The organism is Pseudomonas saxonica (assembly GCF_007858365.1).
GTDB classification, from domain to species: Bacteria; Pseudomonadota; Gammaproteobacteria; order Pseudomonadales; family Pseudomonadaceae; genus Aquipseudomonas; species Aquipseudomonas saxonica.
Genome location: NZ_VFIO01000001.1, coordinates 1,206,708 through 1,228,596 on the forward strand (window position 1 = coordinate 1,206,708; position 21,889 = coordinate 1,228,596).

Consider the following 21,889-nt stretch of genomic DNA (forward strand, 5'->3'; position numbering starts at 1 on the left):
ATAAAACACCCGCCAGCGTTCACCCGAACACTGGCGGACCTGCCTAACCGGCTGATGAGGTACACCACACGATGTTTAGTTTTATTGCCCGCCGAGTGGGATTGTTGATTCCCACGTTCTTCGGCATCACCCTGCTGACCTTCGCCCTGATTCGCATGATTCCCGGCGACCCGGTCGAAGTCATGATGGGCGAGCGTCGAGTCGACCCCGAAATGCACGCACAGGCCATGGAACGTCTGGGCCTGAACAAACCGCTGTATGAGCAATACTTTGACTACATCGACAAGCTCGCCCACGGCGACCTTGGCGAATCCCTCAGAACACGTGAAAGCGTGTGGACCGAATTTACCGCCCTGTTCCCGGCCACCCTTGAGTTGTCGATGGCCGCGCTGTTGTTCGCCGGCATCCTCGGGTTGCTGGCCGGTGTGATCGCGGCACTCAAGCGAGGCTCGTTGTTTGACCACGGGGTGATGGGGATCTCCCTGGCGGGTTATTCAATGCCCATCTTCTGGTGGGGGTTGATTCTGATCATGTTCTTCTCCGTCGGTCTTGGCTGGACGCCGGTGTCCGGACGCATCGACCTGCTGTACGACATCGAGCCAAAAACGGGCTTCATGCTCATCGATACCTTGCTCAGTGAGGAACCTGAGGCCTTTTGGGATGCGCTGCATCACTTGATCCTGCCCGCCATTGTGCTAGGCACTATCCCGTTGGCCGTGATCGCACGGATGACCCGCTCATCCATGCTTGAAGTGCTGCGCGAAGACTACATCCGTACCGCCCGCGCCAAAGGTCTGTCGCCCGCCCGTGTGGTGTTCGTACACGGCCTGCGCAATGCGCTGATCCCGGTACTCACCGTTGTCGGCCTGCAAGTCGGCACCCTGCTGGCCGGTGCCGTACTGACCGAAACGATCTTTTCATGGCCCGGTATCGGCAAATGGCTGATTGAAGCCATTGGCGCCCGGGACTATCCCGTGGTGCAAAACGGCATCCTGCTAATCGCCTGCCTGGTGATTCTGGTCAACTTCGTGGTGGACATCCTCTACGGCTTTGCCAACCCACGCATCCGTCACCAGCGCTGAGATCTTGACCATGACCACCCCAACCAACGCTACAGAAGTGGATCAAAGCCTGCTTTATCCATCGCCTTACAAAGAGTTCTGGCACGCCTTCGCGAAAAACAAAGGCGCCGTGGCCGGCCTCATCTTTATGAGCATCATCGTGTTTTGCGCGATTTTTGCCCCGTGGGTCGCCCCGCATAACCCCAGCGAGCAATACCGCGACTTCCTGTTGACCCCGCCGGTCTGGCTCGAAGGTGGCAACTGGCAGTTCCTGCTCGGCACGGACGAACTGGGCCGTGACCTGCTCTCGCGCCTGATCGAAGGCTCACGCCTGTCACTGCTGATCGGCTTGTCATCGGTGGTCATTTCGCTGATTCCGGGCGTGATTCTGGGACTGTTTGCCGGGTTCTTCCCGCGCATCCTTGGCCCCAGCATCATGCGCTTGATGGACATCATGCTGGCCCTGCCGTCCTTGCTGCTGGCCGTGGCGATTGTCGCCATCCTCGGCCCTGGCCTGATCAACACCGTGATCGCCATTGCCGTGGTGTCATTGCCCTCCTACGTGCGTCTGACCCGCGCTGCCGTGATGGGCGAACTGAACCGCGACTACGTGACCGCCGCCCGCCTGGCCGGCGCCAGCTTGCCGCGCCTGATGTTCATCACCGTGCTGCCCAACTGCATGGCACCGCTGATCGTTCAGGCCACCTTGAGCTTTTCATCGGCCATTCTCGACGCCGCCGCACTGGGCTTTCTGGGCCTTGGCGTACAACCACCGACCCCGGAGTGGGGCACCATGCTGGCCTCTGCCCGCGACTACATCGAACGCGCGTGGTGGGTCGTGAGCCTGCCCGGTTTGACCATTTTGCTCAGCGTGCTGGCAATCAACTTGATGGGCGACGGCCTGCGCGATGCGCTGGACCCGAAACTCAAGAACGCCGCCTGAGGAGATTCCCATGTCACTGTTAGAAATCAAGAATCTCAACGTCCGCTTTGGCGACGCTACGGCCGTGCCGGTGGTGGACGGGCTGAGCCTGTCGGTCGACAAAGGCGAAGTATTGGCCATCGTAGGCGAGTCGGGGTCCGGTAAATCCGTGACCATGATGGCGCTGATGGGCCTGATCGAGCACCCCGGCATCGTCACCGCCGACGCGCTCAACTTCGACGGCAAAAACATGCTGACCCTCAGCGCCCGCCAACGTCGGCAAATCGTCGGCAAAGACATGGCGATGGTCTTCCAGGACCCGATGACCGCACTGAACCCCAGCTACACCGTGGGCTTCCAGATTGAAGAAGTTCTACGCCTGCACCTCAACATGTCGAAAAAACAGGCCCGCAAGCGCGCCATCGAACTGTTGGAAAAGGTTGAAATCCCCGGCGCGTCCAGCCGCATGGATGCCTACCCGCACCAACTGTCGGGCGGCATGAGCCAGCGGGTTGCGATTGCCATGGCCATTGCCGGCGAACCCAAGCTGCTGATCGCCGACGAACCGACCACCGCGCTGGACGTGACCATTCAAGCCCAGATCATGGACTTGTTGCTCAACCTGCAACGCGAGCAAAACATGGGGTTGGTGCTGATCACCCACGACCTCGCCGTGGTGGCCGAAACCGCCCAGCGAGTCTGCGTGATGTACGCAGGCCAAGCCGTGGAAGTCGGCCAGGTGCCGGGCTTGTTCGACGTACCGGGCCACCCTTACAGCGAAGCCTTGCTGGCGGCAATTCCGGAACACAGCATGGGCGCTGAGCGTCTGGCCACATTGCCCGGGATCGTTCCCGGTCGCTATGACCGCCCCAATGGTTGCCTGCTGTCGCCGCGCTGCCCCTATGTGCAAGACACCTGCCGCCAACAACGTCCTGCGCTGGAGCCAAAGGCCCACAGCCAGGTGCGCTGCTTCTTCCCCTTGAATCAGGAGGTGGCGTAATGACTGTCGTTCTTACCGCCCGCGACCTAACCCGTCACTACGAAGTGTCCCGTGGCCTGTTCAAAGGCCACGCTCTGGTACGCGCCCTGAACGGCGTCTCCTTTGAACTGGAGGCCGGTAAAACATTGGCCGTGGTGGGTGAGTCGGGCTGTGGCAAGTCCACCCTCGCCCGCGCCCTCACACTGATCGAAGAACCGTCTTCCGGCTCATTGAAAATCGCCGGCCAGGAAGTGACCGGGGCCAACAAAGCCGAGCGCAAGCAACTGCGCAAAGACGTGCAGATGGTCTTCCAAAGCCCTTACGCGTCGCTTAACCCGCGGCAAAAAGTCGGGGACCAACTGGCCGAACCGCTGCTGATCAACACCACCCTGAGCGCCAGCGAACGTCGCGAAAAAGTCCAGGCCATGATGAAACAAGTCGGATTGCGCCCTGAGCATTACCAGCGCTACCCGCACATGTTCTCTGGCGGCCAACGTCAGCGCATTGCCCTGGCTCGCGCCATGATGCTGCAACCTAAAGTGCTGGTGGCCGATGAACCGACCTCGGCGCTCGACGTCTCGATTCAGGCACAGGTGCTCAACCTGTTCATGGACTTGCAGCAAGAGTTCAACACCGCCTACGTGTTTATCTCGCACAACCTTGCGGTGGTGCGCCATGTAGCAGATACCGTGTTGGTGATGTACTTGGGTCGCCCGGTTGAAATGGGCCCCAAGGAAGAGATCTACACCCGCCCGTTGCACCCTTACACCCAAGCGCTGCTGTCAGCGACCCCGACCATCCACCCGGACCCGCTCAAACCGAAAATAAAGATTGTCGGCGAGCTGCCCAACCCGCTAAACCCGCCCTCGGGCTGCGCTTTCCACAAGCGCTGCCCGTACGCGACCGAGTTGTGCAGCACAGACGAACCGGCGCTGCGCCTGCTCGACAACCGCCAGGTAGCGTGCCATTACGCGGAACAGTTTATGTAAAAGGAATGCTGCGGCTTAGTCGATAAGCCGCAGCGCCTGCCCTGAGAAACCGTGTAGCAGCTGTCGAGCTCCGCGAGGCTGCGTTCGACGATGCAATCGTCGCAAGTGCTATGAGCAAGGTGTATCCGAGACCGCAAATCCAAACTTTGCTTTGTACCTGATGTAACGCAAGTACAGTTTTGCGACGGCCTTGCCGCCGATCGCAGCCTCGCGGAGCTCGACAGCTCCTACGCAGGAATTCTCAGCTTATGTTGCTGACGATCAATACTGCCCGCCGCTCGATTTACCGTCATCGACGCTGTCATCTTCGTCAGGATCAGTCTTGCCATCGCCATCGGTCGAGTCTTCACCATCCGTCCCGCTGTCGCCATCGACCTGATCATCATCCCCCGAGCTGCCGCCCTGGCCTTGATCACCCGGCTCAGAATCAGACTTGTAAATGGCATGCACCGTCGGCCCGGCCACACCCGTGGTTGAAGCCCCGACACCGGGAAGCGTTAGAGGATTACTCGCCCACGCACTCGACGCGCTTATCGTGAGCAGTAGCAGTACTTTGATCGACAACACGATGCGTTGAAAAAGGTTCATAGCCAATTCCATCCTGTTAATAGGAGAAGTTCGGTTTAAACCTAGACCTTTTACGTCGCTATTGCCCAAAAGCTTGGAGTCTCACTAGAACCATTCGGTCTAAATCCATGGCTTTATCGTCAACTCTATGTTGCTGCACAAGAGCTTTGCGAGGCTGCAACATAGCGTTTGCGACGATAGCATCGTCGAACGTAGCCTCGTTCTACTCGTCAACTGCTACGAGCGTTTCCAACTCCCCATTCAGGCCGCACGGCAGGGGAAGCTGTAGAACTGTACTCAGGATTAACGATATTCGTCCACGTTAACGTGCTTGGCGGTATAGAAGAGGTTGTGACGCTGTATACATTTTGTTGGGGGTTATAGGTGGCCGCTACAACCCTGACCTTCGAGGGCACGATGGCGCCATCCGTTATGGCTACATGAACCTCTGACTGCCCATCTACGGCAGTTTTTGAAATGATACGGACAGGAGGTTCGACTGCTTTACTACCTGTTAAAGCATCGAAATACTCAGCCACTCATACTATTCAGTGGCTGAGTATAGTGACTTAGCTAAACCTCCCTAAATCCTGGCTTACCATTAGCTGCCCGCCATTCTTTAACTTTTTTTGTTATCACCTCAGGCGTACACTCCGCATCCGACGAAGCGTAGTAGATAAGATCCGTACCTTCAGGATGCTCCGTAATTCTTTCGAAATGAGCCAAAAGAACATCCAATTGCTCATCTGTTTTTGATGCATTCTCTTTGAAAAGCTCGTACATAAACTCAAAAAACTCATGTTCTGTGTAATCGGAAAAACTGTTCATCAGTTTCATCACGGCTTCCTTTTATGTATTTCTATGTGACGCTTTGGCGTCAGAATCAACATATTGTCGATATTATAAACATCTCCACCTTTAGCCAACTCACGAACATGATGAATCTCAAATGTACTCCGGCCACCTACAGCATCTACCTTTCTGGTCTTTGCAGCCTTACCAGAACTCATGCGAGCTCGGTTCGCAACTATGAATTGACCAGATAGCTCGGGATCATTATATATTTCGGTCCATAATGTCTCTCGAAACTCCCTAAAACTCTTAAACTTTATACTTCTTAACCGATCTGCTATCTGCGCCGGAATAGCAGCCCCCCCATCCTGCGTGTCTGCACCCAGCCACACGCCAACAATAGGTTGACCCATTCCTGTTGCAGTCCCGGGATCTTCCCGAGGATCCCTGAACATCACATACAACGGAGGCAGACCTGAATCTACCGGGAATACCGTAATGAAGTCATCAAATCCGGCTTCGGCAAGCCCAGGGAAAGTATCAATCCTTCCCAAAATAGGTGTCACAGTCGCCCCCGTGTAGACCGGCGCTTCAGGCTGCACAGTAGGAGACGTTGTCGAACTGTTGTCAGGATTGACGATAGGCGTCCACGTTAAGGTTCTTGGCGGTATAGACGATGTTGTGACGCTGTATACATTTAGTTGGGGGTTATAGGTGGCCGCTACAACCCTGACCTTCGAGGGCACGATGGCGCCATCCGTTATGGCTACATAAACCTCTGACTGCCCATCTACGGTTGTTTTTGAACTGATACGGACAGGCAAATCAACGGCTCCACTGGCATCAGCAATTGCCTGTAAACCCTGCACATGCACAGATGCCAGATCCGAGAGTGGCGTGCTAAAAGCGTAACGCTCCGGCAATTCTCCATTCGCCAGTTTGGGTGAATAGATTAACGCAGTCACCCCGACCATCAGACCGGATGCAGTGCCGGCAGCCACGTTGCTCAATGCGGCAACGGCAGACCGTATCGCCGCTTGCAGGGTGACTCCCGCAGCATCAATAACGTCCAGGACACCAGAAGCAGTCATAAACAGCGGGCTAGTCGCTGCAGCAGGCCCAGACGCTACAAACGTATTGGCAACCCGAATAGCCTCCGCTACACGCACTTGCTCTTCTGCAACACGCTTGGCCTCAGTCTCTGCCGCAGCGCGGGCCTGCTCTTCTGCAACACGCCTGACCTCAGCTTCTGCCGCAACGCGTGCCTGTTCTTCGGCAACACGCTTGGCCTCAGCTTCTGCCGCAGCGCGGGCCTGCTCTTCTGCAACACGCTTGGCCTCAACTTCTGCCGCAGCGCGTGCCTGCTCCTCTGCAACTCGCTTGGCCTCAGCTTCTGCCGCAGCGCGTGCCTGTTCTTCTGCAACGCGCTTGGCCTCTGCCACTGCTGCTGCACGAGCCTGTTCATCCGCTAGAAGCTTTGCGTCAATTAGGTGTTCTGCACGATCCGCTCGTTCTGCCAAGCCTCCAAAGGCGTTTGCAGTTGCCGTCAAGTGCCTGGCAGACTCTCGTTTGAGCAGGGCATCGTGATAGGTAATCCACTTGGTTCCTAACTGAGTATGGGTTTGCAAGTGAACCAATTCGTATAGTGCCTGCAGCTCAGGCTGGCGTAAGGGCGCATTGATTTTGGGATTATGAGCAGGAGGCGAGTAGGTAATGCCTCCCCTTTCGTATGGTGTTGGCGCAACAATAGGTTTTATCGCGGCAATTTTCGACGCAGCCATTCGCTCCAGCGTCGCCTTGTAGTGGGCCATTACGAGCGATGGCTTTAAACCCGCGACAGAGCCTGCTGCGCCAAGAAGTTCGGACTGTAAAAAACCAGGCAGTTGCCGCGCGTGTAGATCTCGCTCTTTCGCGACCGTATTTAATCGTTCATAAAGTGCAGCATCCGCAGCAACTCCCTCCGACCGCTCTAGATTCAAGGCCAGTTGAGGCAGCTGCTCTGCCAGTATTTCGATGGACAGAGACAGGGCCTTCAAATCCATTGCGGACTTATAAACAGCATCAAACTGGGCATACAGCGCCATTAAAACTTCACGCGGATTGCTGCCATTATCCGAATGGATAAATTCGTGTATTTTCTGCCGCGAAAGGTAAGTCATTAAAAAATACGGACTTTGGCCATAAAGTCCGTAAGTCGCTGGCGCGAGTTCTGCGTATTGATTTATTTTCGACAGTACCAAATCAAGCGTGACCTGCTGATCTATGGCCGCCGCCTGAGCAGGCGTTAATGGTTGCGAACCCTTGGCCGCTTGTTTACGGACGTTTACTTCACGCTCGACGTCGGGCTTAACCCCGTTCATACGCACCGCGTAGTCACGTTCCATGTCTGCCTGATTATGAATTTGATCATTCAACAATTCAGCAACCACGTTGGGTTTTGCGACAGTTTGAATATTGCTCGGACCGCCTTCACCTCTGCGCGGGCCTTCATTCAAGCCCCACGTATTATAGCCACCGCCAAACTCTATAAGCTGTGGAGCTCGAGTGACAACAGACCCAATTTCATATGAGCCGGGACCTAATTTCTTATGCGGCCCTAAATACCTTTCAATGTCATTAGACATGTTTTATCCCTGTATTGAATTATTGATGCGCCTCCCTTAACACGCACAAAACTTTAGCGCTTCGCTCGGCACAATTCAGACCTACAGGTCAAGAACAGAAGCATCCCTCATAAAAAAGGACATGCCTCACATTCTATAAACATAGAGACAACACAAATTTAAAAAAGAAATTTCCCACACTATTGTTCTCTTTAGTAAGTGGGATCACTTTCAAACACGCAATAAAAAGCGAAGCCCAAAGAGCTTCGCTTTTTTAAACGATGGCTTACGCCTTAGTGATGCTCACGCGTGGCGCGGAACTTCACATCGGGCCAGCGCTCTTCCATCAGTGCGAGGTTAACGCGGGTTGGCGCCAGGTAGGTCAGGTGACCGCCGCCGTCAATCGCGAGGTTTTCCACCGCCTTGATTTTGAACTCTTCCAGCTTCTTCTTATCGTCGCAGTCAATCCAGCGGGCCGAGTACACAGTGATTGGCTCGTAGGAGCACTCAACTTTGTATTCGCCCTTCAAGCGGCTGGCGACCACGTCGAATTGCAGCACACCGACGGCACCCAAAATGATGTCGTTGCTGCGCTCCGGGAAGAACACCTGAGTGGCGCCCTCTTCGGCCAATTGCTGCAAGCCCTGACGCAGCTGCTTGGATTTGAGCGGGTCACGCAGACGCACGCGACGGAACAGTTCCGGAGCAAAGTGCGGAATACCGGTGAAACCCAACACTTCGCCTTCGGTGAAGGTGTCGCCGATCTGGATGGTGCCGTGGTTGTGCAGACCGATGATGTCGCCCGCGTAGGCTTCTTCGAGCTGTTCACGCTCAGAAGAGAAGAACGTCAGTGCATCGCCGATGCGGATGTCTTTGCCGGTACGCACGTGACGCATTTTCATGCCCTTTTCGTACTTGCCCGAGCAAATACGCATAAAGGCGATGCGGTCGCGGTGTTTAGGGTCCATGTTCGCCTGAATCTTGAACACGAAACCGCTGAATTTTTCTTCGGTCGGTTCAACCACGCGCTCGTTAGCCACACGTGGCAGCGGCTCCGGCGCCCAGTTGACCACGGCATCAAGCACGTGATCGACACCGAAGTTGCCCAATGCTGTACCGAAGAACACCGGCGTCAGTTGGCCGTCAAGGAATTCCTGCTGGTTGAACTCGTGGCAGGCGCCTTGAACCAATTCAAGTTGATCAACGAAGCGCTGGTACTCGTCACCCAAGTGGGCACGGGCTTCGTCAGAATCGAGCTTCTCGATGATCTTGGTTGCGGTGCGTTCATGACCATGACCGGCGGTGTAGACGATGATGTAGTCGTCAGCCAGGTGGTACACACCCTTGAAGTCTCGGTAGCAACCAATTGGCCAGGTGATTGGCGCGGCCTTGATTTTGAGGACGGCTTCAATCTCATCAAGCAACTCGATAGGGTCACGAATATCACGGTCGAGTTTGTTGATGAAGCTGACGATAGGCGTGTCACGCAGGCGACACACGTCCATCAGGGCAATGGTGCGTGGCTCAACGCCTTTACCGCCATCGAGCACCATCAGTGCCGAATCCACTGCGGTCAGGGTGCGGTAGGTGTCTTCAGAGAAGTCTTCGTGGCCCGGGGTGTCGAGCAGGTTGATCATGTGGTCGCGATACGGGAACTGCATGACCGACGTGGTAATCGAAATACCCCGTTGTTTCTCCATTTCCATCCAGTCGGAGGTGGCATGGCGGTCGGACTTTCGCGATTTCACCGTGCCGGCGATAGCAATCGCCTTACCCATCAGCAAGAGCTTTTCGGTGATGGTGGTCTTACCCGCATCGGGGTGGGAAATGATGGCGAAAGTGCGGCGTTTCGCGACTTCGGCGGCCTGGTGGGTCATGGGAAATCGCCTGACGATTGATTCAAAAAAGGGCGCGGATTATAGCCCAAATACAGCGTGTGCAGCCACCGTTGGTACCGTGGCTCGTCGGTTAAGAGTGGCAATGTGCCGTAAAAAATGTGAACCTTTTAGGCAGTGGAGGCGTCCACTCCCCTGATACGACAAACCGTCAGGGGCTGAAATATCAGCAAGTTAGCCTGACGAGGCTGCGCTAATGACAGGTGATGACGGCGTTTTTTTCGCCACGGCCTGTTGCTTTTCGCGAACACATCGTCGGCAGCCAGGAATGGCGTTGCCACGCGACAATGTGTCCGCCGACTAAAAAAAAGGAGTCCGCCTGTGGCTAATCGCTATGGTAAAGGGCTTATAGGAAGTGTGATCGTTATCGCGCTTCTGGCCCTGTTGGTCCACTGGATCGGCATCAGCACTATCGAACACTATCAAGATGATCTGTTGTTCTATCTGCAAGCCCATCTGTACCTCGTACTCGCTTCAATGTTTGCCGCCCTCCTTGTAGGGATACCCGCCGGGATTTTTCTCAGCAGACCCAGCATGGCCGCTCGTGCCGAGCGCTTCATGCAGGTTTTCAATATCGGTAACACCGTCCCGCCGCTGGCCGTATTGGCCATTGCACTGGGTTTCCTGGGGATCGGCAGCGGTCCGGCCATCTTCGCCCTGTTTCTCGCTTCGTTGCTGCCCATTGTGCGCAACACCTATGAAGGCCTGAAAAACGTCCAGGGTTCGCTCAAAGAAGCCGCCGTCGGCATCGGCATGACCCCGCGCCAAGTGCTCTGGCGGGTCGAAATGCCCAACGCCGTGCCCATCATCATGGGCGGTGTACGCGTGGCACTGGCGATCAACGTCGGTACTGCACCGCTGGCGTTCCTGATCGGCGCCAACAGCTTGGGCAGCCTGATTTTCCCCGGCATCGCCCTTAACAATCAGCCGCAATTGATCCTTGGCGCCGCGTGCACCGCGCTGCTGGCATTGCTGCTCGATGGCCTGGTGATTCTCATCAGCCGTCGCTGGTTGGAACGCGGTCTTCGACCTGCTTAAGGTCTGGCTGAGCAAAGGAATAAGCATGAAAAAAATTAGCTTTTTACTGGGCTGCGTTCTGCTGTGCGCAGGCATTGTCCAGGCCGCCGAGAAACCCTTGATTCGCATCGGCGCACGGGTCTTTACCGAGCAAACCCTGCTCGCTGAAATCACCTCGCAATACCTCAACAGCAAGGGCTACAACGCACAAGTCACCGGCGGTCTGGGCAGTAGCCTGGCACGTTCGGCCCATGAGTCCGGGCAACTGGACATGGTGTGGGAATACACCGGTGTGTCACTGGTGGCTTACAACCACGTCACTGAAAAACTCGACAGCCAGCAATCCTACGATCGGGTTAAAGAGCTGGATGCCAAAAAAGGCCTGGTCTGGTTGCATCCGTCCAAGTTCAGCAATACCTACGCACTGGCCTTGCCACAGAAAGTGGCCGAGGAATTTCCGCAGATCAACAGCGTCAGCGACCTGAACAAGGCGCTGCGCGATCCGGAAAACAAAGATGCGCTGGTGGCACTGGATACCGAGTTTGCCAACCGCTCTGACGGTTTGCAGGGCATGGTCAAGCTTTATGACATGGACCTGACGCGCCGCAATATCCGCCAGATGGACGCCGGGCTGGTCTACACCGCGCTGAAAAACGGTCAAGTATTTGCCGGTTTGGTCTACACCACGGACGGTCGCTTGAGCGCCTTCAATCTCAAATTGCTTGAAGACGACATGCACTACTTCCCGGACTACACCGCAGCGCCGGTGGTGAGCAAAGCCTATCTGGACAAGCACCCGGATCTCGAAGGCTTGCTCAAGCCACTGGCCGATCTGTTCGACGATGAAACCATGCGTCAACTGAACGCCCGGGTCGACGTTGATCACGAAAGCCCATCCAAAGTCGCCGCAGACTTTCTGCGCCAGCACCCACTGAACTGAACCGAGGAGAAGACATGGAATTTTTAAACGCCTTTTCCCACATGGACTGGTCACAGGTTCTGCATCTGACGCTGCAACACATCACCTTGGTGGGCATCGCCGTCATTTTGGCGATCCTGATCGGTGTGCCCCTGGGTGTCTTGATGACACGCTTCCCGTCACTCGCCGGCCCGCTGCAAGCCAGTGCCACGGTGCTGCTGACCATCCCGTCGATTGCCCTGTTTGGCCTGCTACTGCCGTTCTACTCCAAGTTCGGCCAAGGCCTTGGCCCGATGCCAGCCATTACGGCGGTGTTCCTGTACTCGCTGCTGCCAATCATGCGTAACACCTTTCTGGCCCTTACCGGCGTGGAACCGGGTATTCGCGAAGCCGCACGCGGCATCGGCATGACCTTCAGCCAGCGCCTGCGCATGGTTGAACTGCCCATTGCCGTACCGGTGATTCTGGCCGGCGTGCGTACCGCCGTGGTCATGAACATCGGCGTCATGACCATTGCCGCCACCATCGGTGCCGGCGGTCTGGGTGTACTTATTCTTGCTGCAATCAGCCGTAGCGACATGTCGATGCTGATCGTCGGCGCCGTATTGGTCAGTGTTCTGGCCATCATCGCTGACTTGCTTCTGCAATGGCTGCAACGCTCGCTGACTCCAAAAGGACTGCTCAAATGATCGAACTTCAAAACCTCAGCAAAACATTCCAAAGCAACGGCAAAGATGTAAAGGCCGTGGATTCGGTAAGCCTGACCGTGAACGAAGGCGAAATCTGCGTGTTCCTGGGGCCTTCGGGTTGCGGTAAAAGCACCACGTTGAAAATGATCAACCGCCTGATCAAGCCAACCTCCGGCAAGATTTTGATCAACGGTGAAGACACCACCGACCTCGACCCGGTGACCCTGCGTCGCAACATCGGTTATGTGATCCAGCAGATCGGTCTGTTCCCGAACATGACCATCGAAGAAAACATCACCGTAGTCCCGCGCCTGCTGGGTTGGGACAAGCAAAAGTGCCATGAGCGCGCTCGCGAACTGATGAGCATGATCAAGCTGGAGCCCAAGCAGTACTTGCATCGCTACCCGCGTGAGTTGTCCGGTGGCCAACAGCAGCGTATCGGCGTGATTCGCGCATTGGCCGCTGACGCCCCGCTGCTGTTGATGGACGAGCCGTTTGGTGCGGTCGACCCGATCAACCGCGAGATGATCCAGAACGAGTTTTTCGAGATGCAGCGGGCGCTGAACAAGACCGTAATCATGGTCAGCCATGACATCGACGAAGCGATCAAGCTGGGTGACAAAATCGCCATTTTCCGTGGCGGCAAGCTGTTGCAGATGGATCACCCGGACACCTTGCTGGCGCATCCGGCGGATGAATTTGTCAGTAATTTTGTGGGTCAGGACAGCACCCTCAAGCGTCTGTTGCTGGTCAAGGCGGAAGATGCGGCCGATAACGCACCGTCGGTGAGCCCGGAAACACCGGTCGCCGAAGCGCTGGAATTGATGGACGAACTGGATCGCCGTTATGTTGTGGTCACCGATGGCGACAACAAGGCACTCGGCTATGTACGTCGACGCGACTTGCACCGTCAGACCGGCACCTGTGGCCAGTTCCTGCGGGAGTTCACCGCGACCGCTGCGTCGGAAGAGCACTTGCGCATTCTCCTGTCGCGCATGTACGAGTTCAACCGTTCGTGGTTGCCGGTGATGGACCCCGAGCGCGTGTTCCAGGGTGAAGTGACACAAGAGTCGATTGCAGCGTACTTGAGCTCAGGACGTTCGCGTGGGGCCAAGAGCAGTATCGTGTCGCCAGCGGACATTGCGCTGGCCTGATCGAATGTCACCCTCACCCTAGCCCTCTCCCAGAGGGAGAGGGGACTAAAGGCAACAGCGTATTTGCGCCCCATCACAAATCAGCTCCTCTCCCAACGGGAGAGAAGACTGAAGGCAAAAGCTGATCTTGGCCCCACCACTCCTCAGCCCCCTCTCCCTCTGGGAGAGGGACTGAAGGCAAAAGCTGATCTTGGCCTCACCACTCCTCAGCCTCCTCTCCCTCTGGGAGAGGGACTGAAGGCAAAAGCTGATCTTGGCCCCACCACTGGTCAGCCCCCTCTCCCTCTGGGAGAGGGTTGGGGTGAGGGGCTTTTGATTTTCTGCTGCCTGAACTCTGCGCTGTCATCACAGTCGGTTACATAAAGGGCCGTTTTTTCCCCCACGACAAAGCCGTGTAAAAACGCGACATTTTTTGTTGATCTCAACGCGGTCACGCCCTAAAGTTCGCGCCGAACATCCATGCTGGAAACGATCCATCCGGCTCAAGTACTGACGACGAGACAGCAAGGTTCATTTACCTTATTTGCTTTCGGCGGACATGCCTTGGGAAGTAGGCGAACCAAAGTGGGGATACGGAGGATGTTCAGCTGCACCCATTTATTGATGACGTTTGCCACAGGAGTTCCCCAGCATGTCGATCCAGATCGAAGACTATTACGCGCGCGATACCTTCAACAAAATGAAGGCCTTCGCTGACACCCAGGAAACGCCGTTCGTGGTGATCGACACTGCCATGATCAGCAAGGCTTACGATGACCTGCGCGCAGGCTTCGAATTCGCCAAGGTGTATTACGCGGTGAAGGCCAACCCGGCCGTCGAAATCATTGACCTGCTGCGCGACAAAGGCTCGAGCTTCGACATCGCGTCGATTTATGAGCTGGATAAAGTCATGGACCGCGGTGTTAGCCCGGACCGCATCAGCTACGGCAACACCATCAAGAAATCCAAAGACATTCGTTATTTCTACGAGAAAGGCGTGCGTCTGTTCTCTACCGACTCCGAAGCTGACTTGCGCAATATCGCCAAGGCTGCCCCAGGCTCGAAGATTTATGTGCGCATTCTCACCGAAGGTTCCACCACGGCTGACTGGCCACTGTCGCGCAAGTTCGGCTGCCAGACCGACATGGCCATGGACCTGCTGATTCTGGCCCGTGAATTGGGCTTGGTGCCTTACGGCATTTCCTTCCACGTCGGTTCGCAGCAACGCGACATCGGTGTATGGGACGCGGCGATTGCCAAGGTCAAAGTGATCTTCGAGCGCCTGAAAGAAGAAGACGGCATCATCCTCAAGCTGATCAACATGGGTGGCGGCTTCCCGGCCAACTACATCACCCGCACCAACAGCCTGGAAACCTACGCAGAAGAAATCATTCGTTTCCTTAAAGATGACTTCGGCGATGACCTGCCAGAAATCATTCTGGAACCAGGCCGCTCGCTGATTGCCAACGCCGGCATTCTGGTCAGTGAAGTGGTATTGGTCGCGCGTAAATCGCGTACCGCCGTCGAGCGTTGGGTGTACACGGACGTGGGCAAATTCTCGGGCCTGATCGAAACGATGGACGAAGCCATCAAGTTCCCGATCTGGACTGAAAAGAAAGGCGAGATGGAAGAAGTTGTCATCGCTGGTCCGACCTGCGACAGCGCCGACATTATGTATGAGAACTACAAATACGGTCTGCCGCTGAACCTGGCCATTGGCGACCGCTTGTACTGGCTGTCGACCGGTGCTTACACCACCAGCTACAGCGCGGTCGAATTCAATGGCTTCCCACCGTTGAAATCGTTCTATCTATAAGTAGCGATTGATCATTGCGCCCGTGAGGTTCATCACATGGGCGCAATGTTCATCACCGATCATTGGGCCTTTGCCCTGCACCTTTACACGCGCACCTGACGGAGCAACTGCTCAAAGGTTAGAAAATGATCAAGTAAGCGGCGCATTTCAACCGCTTCTGCCGTCTGAAATAGCCGGCACTCTCTTGAAAATACGTCTACACACTCAATGACGTTGCCGACCTGCTCCACCCACCGTGTCTTAGCTTCGAGCAGACGGTCATAAGCCTCAACCCTTTCTTTACGCGCCTGCAACACCTGAATTTTTTCCTGGTTATCTGACCGTTCACGGGTATTAACGGTCAACTTTGCTGACACATTCATAATCGCCTGCGCGAGAGAGGAGCGCTTTGCCACTCCTGCGAACAGGTCTATGTATTGGCTTAAGCGCTTTAATGCCAGTTCGATAATCTGAGCGTCGACTTTGGGTACGATTGCAATCGAAACCAATAACTCTACTTCTTCAGCCGTGGGCAATAAAGTTTTGGCTTGCTCTAACCAAAAATCAGTCCCCAACACGGCATCAGCCGCTTTAAGTGCTTGCAGGTCGGCCAATAGCTTTTCTCGCTGCGCCTGCAACGCCCCCTCCCGTGCGCACAGTATCTTTAAACGGCTTTCATCATAGTCAACCAACTCGCCCGCATAATGTTCAAGGTTTAACGCGTTGAACTCCTGCTTTAACGCATCCAGGGCCAACCGAACCTCTTCGGTTTTGATGATCACACTCAACAACCGCTTCTTGCTGAGCGCAACCAAACTCTCCAGGCCTTTGCTCTTCACTGCGTCAGACAAAGTGACTGACTCACTGAGTTCGCGGGTTTGCGTTGCAATGTCGTCCATACCTGAGTTCGAAAGTTTGACTTCCAGCTTCATGACTTCGACCACCAGGGCACGACCATGAGTATTCATCATTGCACTGGCCGCCACTACACGCTCCTGCAAACCGGGAATAAACGCATAGTAATTATTGGCCACCACCTGATTAAACAGGCGCGTAGCAGACTTGACAGCGGTCATATTCAACGCTCGGTAGAGATTCAAAGAGGTGATTCCATTCACGTGAAGACTCCTTATCAAGTTAAGGCTTGACCAGTTCATTAAAGGCACTGGAAATCTGAATTGAATAATTTTTAATACTGCGCCACGGATTAATCACCAAGGACAAGTTAAGCGCAAACAAGTGCAGTTCAGCCATGTTATCCACCTGGTCGAGCTCATCGCTCGCTTCATCCAGATAACGGGCAATATAAGCCCAGACCTGGGACAGTTGTTTAGCGCCCACTTCCGCAGAAAACATTCGCCCTTGCAGGTCTACAAACTGCTCCTGCAACCCGTCCAGCAAGTCGGCAACACGGTCCACCTCCCTCACTTTTTCTCGAGCGACTCTTCGTTTATCTATCAGCTGGTTTTTCTGTTTTCGGCATTTTTCTGCTTTATCACCAAACACGCCCCCCGTGATGACGAGACCCAGAGGGCCAGCAGCCATTCCCGAAAAGGCGAGCCCCACCAGTTTTTTGTAGGTGGCACTCAGGAGTTCGATTTGCTCATCGAGCTCTTCTATCTGATCCACCCAATCATCACGTTCACCCAGCTTTCCAGAGTACTTGTAGGCCGAAAGTTTTATCTGAAGAGTCGGAATCAAATCGTCGGTCAAGGTGGTTTCAAACACGCAGGCCAGCTTTTCAACGTGACTGACCTCCTTGATGAATTTCTGAGTTCGTTCCTGCAACATGGTCAGGTACTGCTTCAAACTGGAAATACCCTTTTTTTCTGTGGCATTAAGCAGCATTTGGCTCAGTTTCTGGTGTTCCTGATCAGTGAGCTCTTCAAGGGTGCCGGTTAAACGCCGCCCCAATTCAACTTCTTTAATAAGATCAAGCAGGGCATTGCCGAACAATAAAAATTCAGCCGAGAACTTTTCTAACTGCCTCGCCAATTCTTTAGTGCCCACCTCCAGTGCAGACCACGTATTCGCATGCGCAACGATGCTGACATGCATTTTCATGATGCTCTCAGGTTCCAACTCGGGAACGCCGATAGACTCATAATTCAACCGCTGCCGCACATCCTGCAAACGGGTCGGCAAAACTTGCACATGACGCACATACTGGCGCGTGTTCGCAATATCACCTCGCCGAATCAAGAAACCTAGTTCCTTCTTATCAATACCCGACAGCGTGGCACCCGACATGACTTTCAAATACTGCTCGGGCATGTAACTTGCCGCCTCATGCACACTTAGACTTTCAATACTCCCTGCTTCACTTTGAATCGTTAACGTATTCACGTTGAGCTCCTTGATACCTATTAACTTCCCTTTCAAAAGGGTAGTGTCGATATCAATTTACTCAACGTGAAAAAACATACTGTGCACGTAGGATGCGCACGTTCTCAGGCAAGAAATAAGACCTTTACCTGCGCTTTAAAAAATTAGCGTAAGTAACTGTTACAACAATGACCTTAATTAATCACTTACTCGCCAAAAGTTCTAACTCATCCAAGCGCTTTTTATAGTCAACGCACACGGCCTGGATGGCGGCAGACCGGCTGGTAAGCAAGGCTGGATAAGCCACGCGCAAGAAATTCAAATTGCCGTTATCAAGCGCCTTGCGATACCACACAAGCGCGCTTTCCATCTGACCATTTTCCAACAGCACAGAGGCATAACTGAACTGCCCACGGAAATCCCCACCGTATGCCGAGCGCTTGTACCACTCGCAGGCCGCTGCCTTGTCCATGGGGCAATGCACCCCCTCTTCCAGGTAGCGTCCTACAAGATTCATCGACTTGGCATGTCCCGCCTCTGCCGCCACTCGATACAGCTTGAGTGCGCCTGCAACGTCTTGCGCCACACCACGCCCGGTGGCCAGCAAATTGGCAAAGTTGTAGAGCGCCCAGTCCAGCCCGGCTTCGGCCGCCAGCCGGTACTCATGGCTGGCTTTGGCACAGTCCACAGCCCCGCCCCAGCCATGCTCCCAGCAACGGCCCAACATGTTGCGAGCCATTAAATGACCGCCGTTGGCTGCAATCTGGAACCAGCGCTTGGCCAGGACTGGATCGCAAGCGATGCCTTGCCCATCGAGCAAAATCTGACCCAGCAAAGCCTGCCCGTCGACGATGCCTTGTTTGGCTGCCAGTAAAATTGCCTGGGCAGCCCGGGCCGGATTTTCAGCCAGCATGGCCGTCAGTTGCTGACCATCCAGCTGTTCTTCGCGACGCAGTTGAAAGCTCATGGCTTAGACCTCGACCCAGCGACGCAACAGGTTGTGATAGGTGCCGGTGAGCTGGATCAGCGAGGGGTGATCCGGCACGTCGCGTGTCAGTTGCTGAATTGCCCCGTCCATCTCGTACAACAATGTGCGCTGGCTGTCTTCGCGTACCAGGCTTTGGGTCCAGAAAAACGACGCAAAGCGGGTACCACGGGTGACGGCATTGACCTTATGCAAACTGGTACCGGGGTACAGCACCATATCGCCCGCGGGCAACTTGACCTGCTGCACACCGTAGGTGTCCTGAATCACCAGCTCACCGCCGTCATAGTCCTCGGGGTTGCTGAAAAACAGGGTGGCCGACAAATCAGTGCGCACACGCTCCGGGCTGCCTTTGGGCTGACGCACAGCATTGTCGATATGGAAGTCGAAGCTGCCGCCGCCGGTGTAGCAATTGACCAAAGGCGGGAACACCTTATGCGGCAAGGCTGCTGACATGAATTGCGGGTTTTGCCACAGCCGATCAATCATCGCCGCGCCGATTTCCTTGGCGAGCGGATGGCCTTCAGGCAGTTGCAGATTGTGCTTGGCTTTGGCCGACTGGAAGCCGGCGGTGATTTTACCGTCAGCCCACTCCGTCTGCTCCAGCGCCTCGCGAATGCGCTGTACTTCTTCACGGGAGAACAAGCCGGGAATGTGCAGCAGCATGGCGCAATACCTGATAGCAAAGGGATGGCAATGGTATTGATTCTTATTGATTGTGTAAAACCCTGTTAAGGGCTACATAGACGAACGAGTGTGAAAAAACCGTAAAGCCAAATTGTAAAGATTGTAAATTTAGCGCTAATAGTAATTGCTCTCAATTGATAGGAGTAATTGTTTGCACTATATTTCGCGGCTCAAATTCTGGGGGAAGGGATCTTCACATGTCGCGCCAACTTATAAAAATACCTGTCAGCTCACCGCGTTTACTGGCTTCGGCCATCGGTGTTGCGATTACTGCGACCTCGGCTGCGCACATGGCTCAAGCCGCTGAAAGCACTGACAGCAAGGCGCAGGGCAATACCCTTTCCCTTGGCGCGACCACGGTTTCGGGCGAGCAGACTGAACAGTCTTACCAGATTGAAAAGGCCGACTCGCCTAAGTACACCGCACCCCTGATCGATACCCCCCGCTCAATCACCATCATCCCGCAGCAACTGATCAAAGACACCGCGGCCACCTCCCTGCAAGATGCGCTGCGCACCGTGCCGGGCGTGACCTTCGGTGCTGGCGAAGGCGGCAACCCGCAGGGCGACCGACCTTTCATCCGTGGTTTTGACGCGCAGGGTGATACCTACCTGGACGGTGTGCGCGACACTGGCGCACAGAGCCGCGAAATTTTCGCAGTTGAATCCATTGAAGTTGCCAAGGGCCCGAACTCGGCCTTCGGCGGTCGTGGCGCAGCGGGCGGCACAATCAACATGGTCAGCAAAAAGGCCCACTTGGGTAACTCCTTTGATGGCGGTTACACCTGGGGTTCTGACCAGACCCAACGCTACACGCTGGACGGTAACTATCAGTTCAGTGACACCGTTGCAGGTCGATTGAACCTGATGAGCCACGAAAGCAATGTGGCCGGTCGTGACAGCGTCAACTACGACCGTTGGGGTATTGCACCCTCGCTGGCGTTCGGCCTGGGTACAGATACCCGCGTCAACATTGATTACTACCACATGGAAAGCAACGACCTGCCGGACTCGGGCATTCCTTATGGTTATTCGGTGGGTAAAACCCACACCGCCGCCAGCCCCGACCGCCCGAATAACGGCGGCGACAGCAGCAATTTCTACGGCCTGAAAGACCGCGACTTCCGTAAAACCCGCACCGACATCACCACGCTGGCGTTTGAGCACGACTTCACCGAAGACCTGCACATCAAGAACACCTTGCGCCACGGCAACAGCATGCAGGATTACATCCTGACCCAGCCCGATGACAGTAAAGGCAACGTGAACAACGGCAGCGTATGGCGCCGGGCCAACACTCGCGTCAGCAACACGGCCACCACCACCAACCAGACTGACCTGTTTGGTGACGTGTACATCGGCGGCTTTAAAAACAGCTACTCGACCGGTATCGAACTGAGCCGTGAGACCAGCAGCAAGTCGTCATACACGGTGAACACCGATACCACACCGGGCAGCCCTGGCACTGCCAGCACAAACTGTACGCCGAGCATGATTGGCTCAACCAGCGGCTTTAACTGCACCTCGCTGGGCAACCCGAACCCGAATGACCCATGGAACGGCGCCATCGCACGCAACTACGCAGGCACTGATACATCCAGCACCACACGCGCCATTTACGCGATGGACACGTTGGAACTGTCGCCGGAATGGCTGCTGAACATGGGCCTGCGTTACGACCACTTTGAAACCAAGTACAAGTCGTACACCGCTGATGGCGCCACGACGTATAAAGGCGATGACACCAGCGATTTCTTCTCCGGCCAACTGGGTCTGGTGTGGAAAGTGCGGCCTAACGGCAGCATCTATGTGTCTTACGCCACCTCGGCGACACCGCCCGGCTCGATGCTCGGTGAAGGTATGGAAGGCAACGCCTTGGGCGGCACACCGGATCGCACTGGCAAGCTGCTGGCCAGCGACATGGAGCCGGAAGAAACCACCAACTACGAGATCGGTACCAAGTGGGATGTGTTCAATGACCGCCTGTCTCTGACGGCTGCCATTTTCCGCACCGAGAAAGAAAACACCCGCGTTCAGACCGACGCTGACACCTACGAAAACGCCGGTAAAACCCGCGTCGACGGTGTTGAACTGTCGGCTTCCGGGAAGATCACCGACAAATGGCAAGTGTTCGCCGGTTACACCTACCTGGACGGCAAACAGAAAGATGGCGGCCCGTTGAACAAGGCCACGGATGGCAACCAACTGCCTAACACCCCGAAAAACAGCGCCAGCCTGTGGACAACGTATGCCATTACGCCAAAGCTGACCGTAGGTGGCGGTGCGTTCTACGTGGATGAAGTGTTTGGTAACGTGGCTAACTCCACCTATGTACCGGCTTACACCCGCTTCGATGCCATGGCCAGCTACAAGCTGACCAAAAATATCGACCTGCAACTGAACGTGCAAAACCTGACAGACAAGACCTACTACGACAAAGCGTTCTCGACCCACTTCGCCAACCAGGCGGCGGGCCGTACAGCCTTGTTGACCACCAGCGTCCACTTCTAAACCGGTTTAGCGCTGAACAAG

General features: G+C 55.2%; 19 protein-coding genes. 10 read left to right on the forward strand and 9 right to left on the reverse strand.

The features are described from left to right. Positions 1-71: 71 nt before the first annotated feature. From FJD38_RS05600 to FJD38_RS05615, 4 genes are read left to right on the forward strand one after another with little or no spacing between them, the layout of a single operon-like run. Positions 72-1,082, forward strand: a complete 1,011-nt coding sequence (locus FJD38_RS05600; RefSeq protein ID WP_122785783.1) for an ABC transporter permease subunit — start codon at positions 72-74, stop codon at positions 1,080-1,082. Positions 1,083-1,092: 10 nt separating this feature from the next. After that, the gene (locus FJD38_RS05605; protein WP_146384289.1) at positions 1,093-2,004 is read left to right on the forward strand and encodes an ABC transporter permease subunit; all 912 of its coding nucleotides are present in this window, start codon (positions 1,093-1,095) and stop codon (positions 2,002-2,004) included. 10 nt (positions 2,005-2,014) lie between these two features. Continuing rightward, positions 2,015-2,983, forward strand: a complete 969-nt coding sequence (locus FJD38_RS05610; protein ID WP_122785785.1) for an ABC transporter ATP-binding protein — start codon at positions 2,015-2,017, stop codon at positions 2,981-2,983. Then, positions 2,983-3,951, forward strand: a complete 969-nt coding sequence (locus FJD38_RS05615; RefSeq protein WP_122785786.1) for a peptide ABC transporter ATP-binding protein — start codon at positions 2,983-2,985, stop codon at positions 3,949-3,951. The genes FJD38_RS05610 and FJD38_RS05615 overlap by 1 nt, the downstream gene beginning before the upstream one ends. A gap of 261 nt (positions 3,952-4,212) precedes the next feature. Here the strand turns inward: FJD38_RS05615 and FJD38_RS05620 are convergent, their stop codons facing one another. From FJD38_RS05620 to FJD38_RS05640, 5 genes are all read right to left on the reverse strand, one after another. Next, positions 4,213-4,539, reverse strand: a complete 327-nt coding sequence (locus FJD38_RS05620; protein WP_122785787.1) for a hypothetical protein — start codon at positions 4,537-4,539, stop codon at positions 4,213-4,215. Between the two features lie 209 nt (positions 4,540-4,748). Next, on the reverse strand, positions 4,749-5,057 hold the full coding sequence (locus tag FJD38_RS05625) for an S-type pyocin domain-containing protein (RefSeq protein WP_122785788.1): 309 nt from the start codon (positions 5,055-5,057) through the stop codon (positions 4,749-4,751). Positions 5,058-5,091: 34 nt separating this feature from the next. Next, on the reverse strand, positions 5,092-5,355 hold the full coding sequence (locus tag FJD38_RS05630) for a bacteriocin immunity protein (RefSeq protein WP_122785789.1): 264 nt from the start codon (positions 5,353-5,355) through the stop codon (positions 5,092-5,094). Next, on the reverse strand, positions 5,355-7,934 hold the full coding sequence (locus FJD38_RS05635) for an S-type pyocin domain-containing protein (RefSeq protein WP_146384291.1): 2,580 nt from the start codon (positions 7,932-7,934) through the stop codon (positions 5,355-5,357). Before FJD38_RS05635 ends, FJD38_RS05630 begins: the two co-directional genes overlap by 1 nt. A gap of 272 nt (positions 7,935-8,206) precedes the next feature. Further along, on the reverse strand, positions 8,207-9,790 hold the full coding sequence (locus FJD38_RS05640) for a peptide chain release factor 3 (protein ID WP_122785791.1): 1,584 nt from the start codon (positions 9,788-9,790) through the stop codon (positions 8,207-8,209). A 339-nt stretch (positions 9,791-10,129) separates the two neighbouring features. Between FJD38_RS05640 and FJD38_RS05645 the strand changes: the two genes are divergently transcribed. From FJD38_RS05645 to FJD38_RS05665, 5 genes are all read left to right on the forward strand, one after another. Then, entirely contained in the window at positions 10,130-10,846 is a 717-nt protein-coding gene (locus FJD38_RS05645) for an ABC transporter permease (RefSeq protein WP_122785792.1), read from the forward strand. A gap of 25 nt (positions 10,847-10,871) precedes the next feature. Further along, positions 10,872-11,765 (forward strand): glycine betaine ABC transporter substrate-binding protein, encoded by an 894-nt coding sequence (locus FJD38_RS05650; protein WP_146384293.1) that lies wholly within the window; start codon positions 10,872-10,874, stop codon positions 11,763-11,765. 14 nt (positions 11,766-11,779) lie between these two features. After that, positions 11,780-12,433 carry an ABC transporter permease gene (locus tag FJD38_RS05655; protein WP_122785794.1) on the forward strand — a complete coding sequence of 218 codons (654 nt, stop codon included), beginning with the start codon at positions 11,780-11,782 and terminating at the stop codon, positions 12,431-12,433. Then, the gene (locus FJD38_RS05660) at positions 12,430-13,587 is read left to right on the forward strand and encodes an osmoprotectant ABC transporter ATP-binding protein OsmV (RefSeq protein ID WP_122785795.1); all 1,158 of its coding nucleotides are present in this window, start codon (positions 12,430-12,432) and stop codon (positions 13,585-13,587) included. Before FJD38_RS05655 ends, FJD38_RS05660 begins: the two co-directional genes overlap by 4 nt. A gap of 631 nt (positions 13,588-14,218) precedes the next feature. After that, on the forward strand, positions 14,219-15,382 hold the full coding sequence (locus FJD38_RS05665) for a type III PLP-dependent enzyme (protein WP_122785796.1): 1,164 nt from the start codon (positions 14,219-14,221) through the stop codon (positions 15,380-15,382). An 83-nt stretch (positions 15,383-15,465) separates the two neighbouring features. Here FJD38_RS05665 and FJD38_RS05670 read toward each other — a convergent pair whose 3' ends face one another. The 4 genes from FJD38_RS05670 to FJD38_RS05685 form a co-directional block, all read right to left on the reverse strand. Continuing rightward, on the reverse strand, positions 15,466-16,479 hold the full coding sequence (locus tag FJD38_RS05670; RefSeq protein WP_146384295.1) for an alpha-xenorhabdolysin family binary toxin subunit B: 1,014 nt from the start codon (positions 16,477-16,479) through the stop codon (positions 15,466-15,468). Between the two features lie 19 nt (positions 16,480-16,498). Further along, positions 16,499-17,707 (reverse strand): alpha-xenorhabdolysin family binary toxin subunit A, encoded by a 1,209-nt coding sequence (locus FJD38_RS05675; RefSeq protein ID WP_146384297.1) that lies wholly within the window; start codon positions 17,705-17,707, stop codon positions 16,499-16,501. 181 nt (positions 17,708-17,888) lie between these two features. Continuing rightward, positions 17,889-18,653, reverse strand: a complete 765-nt coding sequence (locus FJD38_RS05680) for a tetratricopeptide repeat protein (protein WP_122785799.1) — start codon at positions 18,651-18,653, stop codon at positions 17,889-17,891. A 3-nt stretch (positions 18,654-18,656) separates the two neighbouring features. Further along, positions 18,657-19,337, reverse strand: a complete 681-nt coding sequence (locus FJD38_RS05685) for a Fe2+-dependent dioxygenase (protein WP_146384299.1) — start codon at positions 19,335-19,337, stop codon at positions 18,657-18,659. A 218-nt stretch (positions 19,338-19,555) separates the two neighbouring features. Here FJD38_RS05685 and FJD38_RS05690 point away from each other — a divergent pair, with 218 nt between their 5' ends. Beyond that, the gene (locus tag FJD38_RS05690; RefSeq protein ID WP_122785801.1) at positions 19,556-21,868 is read left to right on the forward strand and encodes a TonB-dependent receptor; all 2,313 of its coding nucleotides are present in this window, start codon (positions 19,556-19,558) and stop codon (positions 21,866-21,868) included. The last annotated feature ends 21 nt before the right edge of the window (positions 21,869-21,889 follow it).

Bases quoted from the DNA above. Each gene is read 5' to 3' on its own strand.
- FJD38_RS05620 (WP_122785787.1), bottom strand. From the start codon at position 4,539: ATGAACCTTTTTCAACGCATCGTGTTGTCGATCAAAGTACTGCTACTG.
- FJD38_RS05630 (WP_122785789.1), bottom strand. From the start codon at position 5,355: ATGAAACTGATGAACAGTTTTTCCGATTACACAGAACATGAGTTTTTT.
- FJD38_RS05605 (WP_146384289.1), top strand. From the start codon at position 1,093: ATGACCACCCCAACCAACGCTACAGAAGTGGATCAAAGCCTGCTTTAT.
- FJD38_RS05600 (WP_122785783.1), top strand. From the start codon at position 72: ATGTTTAGTTTTATTGCCCGCCGAGTGGGATTGTTGATTCCCACGTTC.
- FJD38_RS05635 (WP_146384291.1), bottom strand. From the start codon at position 7,934: ATGTCTAATGACATTGAAAGGTATTTAGGGCCGCATAAGAAATTAGGT.
- FJD38_RS05640 (WP_122785791.1), bottom strand. From the start codon at position 9,790: ATGACCCACCAGGCCGCCGAAGTCGCGAAACGCCGCACTTTCGCCATC.
- FJD38_RS05660 (WP_122785795.1), top strand. From the start codon at position 12,430: ATGATCGAACTTCAAAACCTCAGCAAAACATTCCAAAGCAACGGCAAA.
- FJD38_RS05665 (WP_122785796.1), top strand. From the start codon at position 14,219: ATGTCGATCCAGATCGAAGACTATTACGCGCGCGATACCTTCAACAAA.
- FJD38_RS05685 (WP_146384299.1), bottom strand. From the start codon at position 19,337: ATGCTGCTGCACATTCCCGGCTTGTTCTCCCGTGAAGAAGTACAGCGC.
- FJD38_RS05690 (WP_122785801.1), top strand. From the start codon at position 19,556: ATGTCGCGCCAACTTATAAAAATACCTGTCAGCTCACCGCGTTTACTG.
- FJD38_RS05615 (WP_122785786.1), top strand. From the start codon at position 2,983: ATGACTGTCGTTCTTACCGCCCGCGACCTAACCCGTCACTACGAAGTG.
- FJD38_RS05680 (WP_122785799.1), bottom strand. From the start codon at position 18,653: ATGAGCTTTCAACTGCGTCGCGAAGAACAGCTGGATGGTCAGCAACTG.
- FJD38_RS05610 (WP_122785785.1), top strand. From the start codon at position 2,015: ATGTCACTGTTAGAAATCAAGAATCTCAACGTCCGCTTTGGCGACGCT.
- FJD38_RS05650 (WP_146384293.1), top strand. From the start codon at position 10,872: ATGAAAAAAATTAGCTTTTTACTGGGCTGCGTTCTGCTGTGCGCAGGC.
- FJD38_RS05655 (WP_122785794.1), top strand. From the start codon at position 11,780: ATGGAATTTTTAAACGCCTTTTCCCACATGGACTGGTCACAGGTTCTG.